This window comes from Anaerospora sp. (genome assembly GCF_032013335.1).
GTDB lineage: Bacteria > Bacillota > Negativicutes > Sporomusales > DSM-15969 > Anaerospora.
In genome coordinates this window covers 1-10,834 of the sequence record NZ_DALZUO010000050.1, presented here as the reverse complement: position 1 = coordinate 10,834, position 10,834 = coordinate 1, and the positions used below count along the sequence as shown (strand labels likewise).

Below are 10,834 nucleotides of genomic sequence, written 5' to 3'. Positions count from 1 at the left end.
TACGCCGAAAGTACTTGGCTGGAAACGGCCTGGGAGGATAGGAAGTCGCTGATTATAGGGGTATAGCTCAATTGGTAGAGTAGCGGTCTCCAAAACCGTTGGTTGAGGGTTCAAGTCCTTCTGCCCCTGCCATTTATTATTTACATGGCTCCGTAGCTCAGCTGGATAGAGCGTTTGACTACGAATCAAAAGGTCGCAGGTTCGAATCCTGCCGGGGTCACCATAAGTACAAAAAAGCTTTACGATATTATCGTAAAGCTTTTTTGTCGTTTGTATAGCGAATTGACAGTAAGGTGGCTGATTGTTATTGTGTATATTCTTAGTGAAGTGGTGCTGCATGATCAGCCGGGGAAGTCGAAACATCAATCAGATGGGTAATTGGGCATCAGACCACTAGTTATCTTAATTAGGGCTCTGTTTGGGCTCGACCATTGGGAAAATGTATTGGTTTCGCCCGGCACCAAGACCGGCATATAAGAGAAATAATGTGATAATTAGCCATAAGAGAATAGATGAAGCCCAGGTTTGCGTGTAATCAAATAAATAACCAATGAGAATTGGACCTGTGGCCGCTAGCAAATAGCCCGCAGACTGAGCCGTTCCCGATAACACTGCAGCTTGGGCGCCATTGCTACTCCGTAGTCCGATAAAAGTAAATGCTAAGCTGAAGCAGGCACCTCCACTAACCCCAATCAAGGCAACTGATGTAGTGAGTAGTATCATATTTTTACTCAGCAGCAGTCCAAGCAGTCCCATAAAATAGATCAGGCAGGAAATTGCCGTAATACCACGTTGGTCGTTGAGGCGATCAGCTAATATTGGTACGATAAACGAGGCAGGGATGGCAATGATCTGGGAAAAAGACAGTAGCCAGCCAGCTGTTGCCTTACTTAGGCCATGGCTTTGGAGAATTGCAGGAAGCCAGGCAATGAAGCAATAAAAAAGAAATGACTGCAGCCCCATAAAGAAGGTAACTTGCCAGGCCAGTGAAGAATGCCAAACAGAGTTAACGGTGAAAGATGGTTTTGCGACTTTCACTGCTTTTTCGCGATGATAAAGTTGAGGCAGCCAAAAGATGATGGCTGCTACAGCAACCAAGATCCACACCAGCAGAGTCTGACGCCATCCTAAGTGGAGATCGTTGGCAAGCGGCACGCTCATGCCAGATGAAATTCCCGCCGAGAGAGACATGGCAATTGAAAAAATACTGGTTATTAATCCCATTTTATCGGGGAATTTTTGTTTTATAATACTGGGGATTAGCACATTACCGACTACAATTCCCGTACCAATCAGAAATGTTCCGGCAAACAAGGCGGCACTTCCTCCGGCAGAACGCAGTAGTATGCCGGCAGTTAACACAATAAGGCTAAGAAAGATAGCAAGTTCATTCCCTATTTTGGTGCCTAATTTAGAAGAGGGCAGCGAAAGTACGGCAAAGGTAAGCAATGGCAGTGTCGTAAGGAAGCCAGTCATACCGCTTGAAATACCAAGATCAGACCGTATATCGCTAACGAGCGGTCCTACTGCTGTCAGCGGAGTTCTTAAATTAGAAGCAATAAAAATAATCCCTAAAACAAGGAATACATTCTTGTATTTTAGCATGGGTGTAAGGTGTCCTTTCAGTTCTCAATAGTAATTAATTAGTTATAAATCATGATTGAGTAAGCAGCACAGTGACAGGGCAATGCGACGACGTATCTGCTATCATATGCATTGTCCGCTGTCAGTGAGCTTAGGAGATAAGAATACTTGCTATCAGAGCAGAATATGGGGAAAGCATCTGGTTGCTATTATTGCATATCAGATTTATTGATTAAGTTGCTGACTGGCAGGCTCTGGGGAGTGTTATTCATGCTGGCATCCGGCTGCGCCTTATACCAGGCTGCATACATAACCGGCAGCACCAGCAAAGTTAGGATAGTTGCTCCCAGTAAACCGCCGGCGATGGCAATCGCCATGGAGCCCCACAAAGTACTGGGTACTAGCGGAATCATGCCTAGGATAGCGGCTGCGGCTGTTAGCATGATAGGACGGAAGCGGCTGATTGTCGCTGACACAATGGCGTCCCATAGCGAGTCGCCGGCCACCAGATGTTGTTCAATCTGGTCCATCAATATAACGGTATTGCGCATAATAATACCAAACAAGGCCAGAATTCCCAATTGGACCACAAATCCCATAGGACTTCCGGTGAGCAGGAGACTGATGGATACACCGATAATACCAAGAGGCGCTGTTAAGAGGGTTAGCAGCATTTTCGGTATACTTTGCAGCTGCATCATGAGCAGAATCATAATGATAAGCAGCATAGCTGGGATGGGCTCCGCCAGGAACTTGCTGCTTTTAATGCTGCGTTCCGTTGCACCGTCAAATTCAATGGTGTAGCCGGCTGGCAGGTCACTTCTAAGTTCCTGTAGGCTGCCGTAAACTTGCTTGGTCACGTCAGAGCCGGTAAGTTTAGACGTAGGATTCAGTTCCGCCTGTACCATAATCATAGGTAGCAGGTCGCGCCGGTAAATTAAGCCTTCTTCGGCGTTATAACGGATGGTGGCAATTTGGTCAAGCGGGACATAGTTGCCGCTGCCGACATGGATGTTGAGGTCTTTTATCCGTTCCGGGTTATTACGTTCCGCTTCTGCAAACCGGAGAACCATGCTGACGGTTTTATCCTGTTCACGAAATTCGGTAATAGGTATTCCGGACAACTGGGTTTGGAGCGATACGGCTAATTTCTGGGAACTGAGACCGAGGGCTTTTGCTTTAGACTGGTCAATCTCCAAGTGCATTACTTTGCTTTTTTCATTCCAGTTGAGGTTTACATTTTGTGTAGACGGATGGGCGGCCATGATGGCGCGGACTTGTTCAGCGATTTCACGAACTTTTTCATGGTCAGGGCCCTTTACTCGCAGCATCACCGGATAATCAGGTCCCGTTCCGGTGAATAGTAACTTTATATGTCCTCGAACATCTGTAAATTCGGTGTTTAATAATTGCTCGGCTTTTTGTGCGAGCGTATTACGGGACTGAACATCCTTGGCCACTACAATGAATTCAGCGAAATTCGATTTATTAAAGGTTGGTTCAAAACTGAGCACAAAGCGGGGAGCTCCTTCACCTACATGATAGGTGTAATAGGAAATATTCGGATCGCCGTCCAATTCTTTTGCAAACTGGCGGGCCACTTCCGCGGTGTTGGTCAGGGAAGCTCCTTCCTGTAATTTGAGCTGGATAATGAGCTCCGGACGGCTGGAAGCAGGAAAGAATTCCTGTTTGACAAATCCCAGGAGAAAGATAGAGCCGATAAATGCGGCGGCAGTAGCTGTTAGTACGGTTTTGCGGTGCTGCATGCACCACAGTAACAAGCATTTAAATCGCCGGTAAAATGGGGTGTCATAAAGGTCATGGTGAGCATTACTTTCACTAGTTGTTTGCTGGGCCGGTTTTATTTTAATAAACTGGTAACCGAGCAAAGGTGTGACTGCTCCAGCAACTAGCCAGGAAGCAATGAGAGCGAAGAATATAACCCAAAAGAGATCGACACAAAATTCGGCGGCGAGCCCTTTGGAGAAACCGATGGGTATAAAGCCTGCGCAGGTTATTAACGCACCAGTCAAACGGGGATAGGCGGTGGAGGTATAGGAAAAGCAAGCAGCGTCGAAGCGGCTCCAGCCTTGTTCCAGCTTGACGATCGTCATTTCCGTGGCGATGATGGCATCATCGACCAACAAGCCTAGCGCAATGATGAGAGCTCCCAGCGAGATGCTCTGCAGGGCGATGCCTGTCAGGTACATTAAGGTAAAGGTAATGGCAATGACCAAAGGAATGGTTAGGGCCACTACCACACCGGACCGCATACCCAGACTGGCAAAGCTTACGATTAAGACGATGACGATTGCTTCGACCAGGGATTCAATAAATTCGCCGATGGAGGATTCCACAACTTTCGGCTGATTGACAGTTTGATTGATCTCCAGCCCGGCCGGCAGTTCTTGTTTTATTTGGGAGAGCGTACTATCAAGATTTTTACCCAGTGTCAGTATGTTGCCGCCAGGTTCCATCGCCAGCGCAATGCCGACGGCCGGCTGACCATTATAGAACATTTTCGGGTCCGATGGTTCGGCATAGGCTCGAGTCACCTTGGCTATGTCTCCCAGACGAAAGGTGTGGCCACCTGCTTGAATGGGTGTAGTGCGGATGTCTTCCAGATTTTCAAACATCCCGGTAATTCGTAAGTAAGCATTGTCCGATGCCGTTTCCAGCATGCCGGCGGCGGCCATGGCATTTTGCTCCTTTAAGGCGGCTGTAATTACGGACGGATCAAGACCTAAACGGGCCAGTTTGCTATTTTCGATTTCAATGTAGATTTTTTCGGTTTGCACCCCCAGAAGCTGGACTTTGCTCACGCTGGGAACGCTTAAGAGAATGCGGCGGATTTTTTCGGCTTTTTCCCGCATTTCCTCGTAGGTAAACCCATCACCGGTCAGTGTATAGATTACGCCGTATACTTCATCGAACCGGTCATTAAAGCTGGGCTGTGAAACGCCCTCCGGGAAGGTTCCTTTGATATCATTTACCATATTGCGGGCTTCCAGCCATCTGGCCCGAAGCTCCTTGGCGGGTACCTGATCTTTGAGATTGACGTAAATTACCGTACGTCCCGGTGTAGAGTAACTTTTCAGATAGTCAAGCCCAGGCAGGTCCTGCAGTTTCTTTTCAATTTTATCCGTAACCTGCTCTTCCATCTGGCTGGCGGTGGCTCCTGACCACGCAACGCTGACAATCATTTGTTTAATGGCGAAATCCGGGTCTTCCATGCGTCCCACATTTTTGTAGGAGAAGAGGCCGGCCACAAAAAAGAGGAAGACAAAGAAATAAATAAATTGTTTGTGGTTTAATGACCAGGCGGTAAGGTTAAAATGGTTCACAGGGCATCACCGGCTGTTTTTACCCTCTGTCCTTCTGTCAATTTATGAACGCCGGCGCTGACAATCCGGTCGCCTGGCTGCAGTCCGGCCAGAACCTGGATTGTGCCATTACTGAAGGGCCCGGTTTGGATGGGGCGCAGTGTCAGGATATTGTCGTTCACAACCCAGACCGCGGGTGTATCGCCAGTCTGATAGAGTGCAGACAGTGGAATGGAAAATACAGGTGGGGCAGCACCTCCGGCTAAGGCAACAGTGGCCGTCATACCCAGTTTGACAGTTGACGGCGCATTTAGCAGGCTGACGCGCACTTTGAAGGTACGGGTTGTCGGCTCAGCCATAGGCGCGATTTCCCGCACCTTGCCGTTAAGTGTTATGTTAGGCAAGGCCCAGAAGGTAATGTGGAGCTGTCCGGCGGCTTTTAGTTCTTCCAGCCGGTTTTCGGGGACATTGATTTCAATTTCCTGCTCTCCGTCCTGGACAACTGTGATAACTGCCTGGCCGGCGCTGACAACCTGACCGGCCTCAGCGGTGATCGCCGACACAACTCCTGACTGATCGGCTGTCAATAAAGTGTAATCCAGCTGATTGGCGCCGTGAGTATATTGGGCTGCCGCCTGCTGCACTGCTGCCGCGGCGGCATCATAGGCATTGACGTACTGGTCATACTGAGCATGGCTGATCGCGCCGCTGTCCAGTAATTGCCGGTAGCGGCTCAAATTGATTTCCGCCAGTCTAAGTTGTGATTGGGCGGAAGATACCTGGGCAGAATGACTGCTTACCGTCTGCTGAATGTCTTTCGCATCCATCTGCATCAGAACATCGCCAGCATTGACTATGCTGCCTAGCTGCACATTGCGTTTGATAATTTTGCCGGTGACCTGGAAAGCCAACTTGCTTTCATAGCGGCCGCGCACTTCCCCCGCATAGGTGTAACCCTGTCCGGTATTAGCTGCCTGAATGAGCTGGGTGCGGACTACGGGAAAGCTTTCCGGTTTTATTGGTATTTTTGCGAAATGTGTTTTTGCCATGACACCGGCCAGTAGGCAGCCTGCCGTTAAAGCGCCAAGAGCATAATAGTATTTTTTTCGGTTGAGATTCAGTCGCATATTGAACATAGAAACACTCCTTAACGTAAATAAGCTTTGAAAAAGGTTAACAAGGTGAACGATAAATCAAAAATATAAGGACTATCAATTGCTCTTTTTGCAAAAGGATATCCTTATTGCTGTAGCATTGTATTTTAGCGTAAACAGAAAACGTATCAGACCACATTGCTCGTGACGTTTGCTTGACAATCCTTACAGTATCCATATATGTACAGACGATAATCCTGAACTGAAAAATCCGTCTGAGCATCGATAACGGTACCCAATGCATCTGCCAGGCTTCCTTTGATTTCAAAAACCTTACCGCAGGCATTGCAAATCAGGTGATGATGGTGAAGTGAGTACAGTTCATAACGTTGACAGCCATCGCCTAAATCGAGCTTTTGCACAACAGCCAGGGTACTGAACAATTCTAAGGTTCGGTAGACAGTAGCTAAGCCGATTTCCGGATGTTGCTCATGGACAATTTCATGGATATCTTCGGCGCTAAGATGGTGGCTTGCGTAACTGTTGAGAATGTGAAAAATAATCTCTCTCTGCCGGGTCAATTTATATTTGCCATTAAGTTTTTCCTGTAATTCAAAAGTATTCACTAGTGATTTTCCTTTCTCCAGATTGGTTTTCGGCTAAGAAAAAATAATATTGTAGTTGAGCATCAGAGCGTAGTGAAGTGCATACCTGCCTCCGATAATGCGTCATTGGGAAGTCAGTTAGAAAGGGCTGTTAATGCAAAATAGGTTATTTCAAAAAGGTTAACCAGGTGAACTATAGCGGAGAATAAAAAGAATGCCGGTTGGAGAAGGCATATTGCGCGACATTTGGTTGTTGAACATCATGTTAGTTTAATTTTTTATTCCTGCTGCTTCATGTGGTCAATATACTGCTCCAGATCTTGCAGGATATCGCTCAGAAACAAATATTCTTCCGGCGTTAATGAGTTAATTTTTTTCAAAATGCCGCTGTCAAAGGTTTCGTGGAATTTGAAGTGATGTTGAACGGCAAGTCGGCCTTTGTCCGTCAATTCCAAAAGTATATTTTTTTTATTGCCGGTTTCCTGATAACGATAGACCAGATCTTTTTCGATGAGTTTATGGATGAGCTTTGGCAGGGCGCTTTTGGAAATACCCTGTCGGTCTGCCAGTTCGGTCACAGTTATACCTGGATGTTTGCCAATCATTTCAAGAGTATGAATTTCTGATGAGTATAAGAGTCTGTCTGTGCCAAAGTTATTTGGGTGTTTCATTGCCTCAAAAAATTTTCTTGACAATCTGAGAATAGATTCCAGCATTGCTTTTTTTTGTTCCGTCATTGTGTTAACCTCATGTCATTAGTAAAATATCCATTTTGGCCCTCTTGTATATTGTACACTAGGTTAACCATTTGTCAACCGTTGCTTCTACAAAGAAGGTAAAGGACCGTCGATTCTCTTTTCATGTTGTTTTCAGAATTACTCTTTATACTTGAATAGAAAGTATTGATGGTCTGATAATTTGTCACTATTTTTCGATCTAAGGAAATACTAGTATAATATAAGAATATTGGTGAGAAATCGTTTAGTAACTTACATGGATCGTATAGAAGGAGATATAGTATGAGGGTATTACTTGCTGAAGATGATGCTAAGCTTGGAAGGTTAATTAAACATATGCTTGAGAAGGCTGCATTACAGGTTGACTGGGTTACGCGTGGTGACACAGCCGTTGATTATGCTATGCATACTCCATACGATATTATTATTCTGGATTGGATGATGCCTGGTGAAACGGGGATTGCGGTTTGCGATTATCTGCGTAAACAGGGATATCAGGGAGCAATTCTAATGCTTACGGCGAAAGATGAAGTTAGTGATAGGGTATTAGGCTTGAATACCGGATCAGATGATTACCTTGTCAAACCTTTTGAATTTGAAGAACTGCTGGCAAGAGTACGGGCATTATCACGACGGAGCAATGTGAAAATTAAAGATGATATTCTGCAGAATGGCAGTTTGGTTTTAAACCGTACGACTCATATAGTAAGACAGGGAAGCAATGAAATACAACTAACTGTCAGAGAGTACCAGGTTCTGGACTTACTCATGCAAAACAGTGGACATGTAGTGCCCAGAGATATTATTTTAGATAGGATTTGGGGGTTAGACGCAAGTGTCTCTTCAAATAATCTTGATGCCTATATTCGATTGCTTCGGAAAAAAATTAACTTAACCGATGAAGTGGAAATTCAGAGTATTAGAGGAATTGGTTATAAATTGGAGGCCCGCAATGTTCTCTCAAATTCGTAACCGATTAACGCTGCTTTACCTTGTTGTTATGACCGTCTTTCTTTTGGCATTTATTGTTGTAAGTTTCACAGGAGTTATTTGGGTTCTGCACCGTGAAGAACAGCAGGATATACAGTCTTTTGCCGATCAAATAGCGAGAGGGCATGTTATGGCACTTAAACATAATAATTCTGCTGCGGCAAATGAAGGAAATACAGATGATGGTGAGAAAATTTTTTTCTATGTATTTGATTTAGCGGGGAATTTGGTAGACAGTGAAGAGCCTGCTGAGAAATTGCGTCCTAAAATACAGGTTCTTATTCAGAATTGGAAGGTACCCGATGGCGAAGGTAAAATGCAAAAATTTTATCTTGCTAATGATGAGCGAGCTATCATCATGATGTGCAGTATGGCAATCTACGATGGGCAGGATGTACTTGGCAGAGTATTTGTCGGTGAAGACATTACTTCTTATTATCAAATTTTTAAGAACTTATTGATTGTATTAGTTGTAGTGGCAATTTTATTTATTCTTGCAGCGGCTTTTATCGGACATTTATTGGCAGGGCGAGCCATTATTCCAATTAGACAATCTTTTAATCGGCAGAGGGAATTTGTTGCAGACGCCTCCCATGAACTTCGTACTCCATTAAGCATCCTTCTTACCTCAGTAGACGTTGTGAGGACTGATGACGACAATCAGCTTTCGTCGTTTTCCCAACAGGTATTAAATGATATGAAAAGTGAAGTAAAAAGAATGGCAAAAATGGTAGGAGATTTATTGACACTTGCAAGGGCAGATGCCGGAGTTAGTAATATTAGTAAGGAAAAATTCAACTTGACTGTAGCTGCTGAACAAATTGTTCGTTCCTTTCAATTATTGGCCGATGAAAAAGGATTGAAATTATGTTTAGACAGTATACCCGATAGCCTCATTTTCGCTGATAAGGAACGAATTGGTCAATTATTGGTTATTTTAATTGATAATGCGGTGAAATATACACCGGCTGGAGGGCAGGTAAATGTTCAGATCCGCTATGCAGCAGGGCAAATGAGTATAATCGTTCAAGATAACGGTATGGGTATTTCTGATGAGCATATAACCTCTATCTTTAATCGCTTTTACCGCGTAGATAAGATAAGATCGCGCGAAGAAGAGAGCTCCGGCCTTGGATTAGCAATTGCAAAATGGATAGTTGATGCTCATGGCGGAACAATAAAAGTAAAAAGCATACTGGGTGAAGGAAGCACGTTTATTGTTTATCTGCCAACTTAGGTCAAAGCTAATGAAGCAGTAATAATCAGGGTGGATTGTAGATTTTTTATACGAAGCAGGCCAGTGTTTGAATCATTCAAAGTATAGTTAATTAGCTCCTTAATGATAATTTGCTAATTTTGAACAGATAGGTTATAATATTCTGGTGTCACCTAGAGTACTTAGGTAGCCTCGCGGTTTTAACTGCTATCTTGGTAATATGTACTAGTTGACCTAAATGATTTTTTGCGATATACTACTATTCTCGATAGAGATATTGTCTATCAAAACAAAATACTATCTTATGCTTTACGTGTTCGAGGCAACGCGGCGATTCTAGAAATCGTTGAGGAAAGTCCGGGCAGGCACAGGCTGAAATGCTTGTAGTGATTGTGTGTGGGCTAATAACTCACAGGGGAGTACAAAGTACTTTCACGGCGGTGAAATTGGCTCTCGTAGTCGAAAATAACCCGAAGGTGCCACAGAAACGATATGGTCCGGCGACGGGCCAGTGCAAATGGTAAACCCCACAAGCCTGAAACCCAAATTATGGTAGGGGAACTCTTTTGAAGGAACTAAACTTAAAAAGAGCAGTATTCCAATACTGAGACAGATGTTGCTTTAGAAACAGAACCCGGCTTACGAGATACGCGAAGCATGGATAGTAGTTTTGGAGTGGTACTCAAGCGGCTGAAGAGGACGGTTTGCTAAATCGTTAGGGGGTGTAAGCCCCGCCAGGGTTCAAATCCCTGCCACTCCGCCAAAGAAAAAGCTATTGACTGAAAAGGTCAATAGCTTTTTTTATTTCTCTTATTTTCCAATAGTTAGACTATTGCATCAATAATGGTTCTGTGGTATTATTCAATTAGGCACCATCCTTATAGCGACTTAGATATTGCAAAAGGTACAGGGATTTTAGTTCCGGTTTATTGCAACGTGCTTCAAGTCAAAAGGGTAGTGTATTTTATTTTTCCGGGTTTATCAATAGTTGCCTAGCATAAAGTGCTATCTGATTAGTATGTTTGAAAATGAGGTTGTTTAGGATTATCATAAGTAAAGCGTGGCTATAAGGATGGTTGCTGTGATAGGAGAAGGTAAATACCTTCTCCTAATTATTTTATTCTAATTTTACCATTTGACATAAATACCGGTTAGTGTTATTATAAGTAAGTCGCCAAACAAGGCGGCAAAATATACCAGAAAAAAGATGTTGACAGAACAAAATGGTTATGTTAACATAAATAAGCTGTCACCGCGACAAGCGATAACAGCAAACACAAAACGT

General features: G+C 44.2%; 7 protein-coding genes, 3 tRNA genes and 1 other RNA gene. 6 read left to right on the top strand and 5 right to left on the bottom strand.

Annotation, left to right across the window (positions count from 1 at the left end):
- The first annotated feature begins 56 nt into the window (after positions 1-56).
- Positions 57-132: transfer RNA gene (locus RTR76_RS20805), tRNA-Trp, on the top strand.
- A gap of 14 nt (positions 133-146) precedes the next feature.
- Positions 147-223 (top strand) — tRNA-Arg (locus RTR76_RS20800).
- Between the two features lie 179 nt (positions 224-402).
- Here RTR76_RS20800 and RTR76_RS20795 read toward each other — a convergent pair.
- The 5 genes from RTR76_RS20795 to RTR76_RS20775 form a co-directional block, all read right to left on the bottom strand.
- The gene (locus RTR76_RS20795) at positions 403-1,605 is read right to left on the bottom strand and encodes an MFS transporter (RefSeq protein WP_312524525.1); all 1,203 of its coding nucleotides are present in this window, start codon (positions 1,603-1,605) and stop codon (positions 403-405) included.
- A 188-nt stretch (positions 1,606-1,793) separates the two neighbouring features.
- The gene (locus RTR76_RS20790; protein ID WP_312524524.1) at positions 1,794-4,928 is read right to left on the bottom strand and encodes an efflux RND transporter permease subunit; all 3,135 of its coding nucleotides are present in this window, start codon (positions 4,926-4,928) and stop codon (positions 1,794-1,796) included.
- Complete coding sequence (locus RTR76_RS20785) at positions 4,925-6,043, bottom strand: efflux RND transporter periplasmic adaptor subunit (RefSeq protein ID WP_312524523.1); 1,119 nt, start codon at positions 6,041-6,043, stop codon at positions 4,925-4,927. The genes RTR76_RS20790 and RTR76_RS20785 overlap by 4 nt, the downstream gene beginning before the upstream one ends.
- Positions 6,044-6,189: 146 nt before the next feature.
- Entirely contained in the window at positions 6,190-6,627 is a 438-nt protein-coding gene (locus RTR76_RS20780) for a Fur family transcriptional regulator (protein WP_312524522.1), read from the bottom strand.
- A gap of 257 nt (positions 6,628-6,884) precedes the next feature.
- Positions 6,885-7,343 (bottom strand): MarR family transcriptional regulator, encoded by a 459-nt coding sequence (locus tag RTR76_RS20775; RefSeq protein WP_312524521.1) that lies wholly within the window; start codon positions 7,341-7,343, stop codon positions 6,885-6,887.
- Positions 7,344-7,625: 282 nt separating this feature from the next.
- On the opposite strand from RTR76_RS20775, the gene RTR76_RS20770 reads away from it, so the two are divergent.
- From RTR76_RS20770 to RTR76_RS20755, 4 genes are all read left to right on the top strand, one after another.
- Entirely contained in the window at positions 7,626-8,315 is a 690-nt protein-coding gene (locus RTR76_RS20770; RefSeq protein WP_312524520.1) for a response regulator transcription factor, read from the top strand.
- Positions 8,296-9,570 carry an ATP-binding protein gene (locus tag RTR76_RS20765; protein ID WP_312524519.1) on the top strand — a complete coding sequence of 425 codons (1,275 nt, stop codon included), beginning with the start codon at positions 8,296-8,298 and terminating at the stop codon, positions 9,568-9,570. The genes RTR76_RS20770 and RTR76_RS20765 overlap by 20 nt, the downstream gene beginning before the upstream one ends.
- Positions 9,571-9,862: 292 nt before the next feature.
- An RNA gene (rnpB, locus tag RTR76_RS20760) (RNase P RNA component class B) lies at positions 9,863-10,196 on the top strand.
- A gap of 25 nt (positions 10,197-10,221) precedes the next feature.
- Positions 10,222-10,312 (top strand) — tRNA-Ser (locus tag RTR76_RS20755).
- The last annotated feature ends 522 nt before the right edge of the window (positions 10,313-10,834 follow it).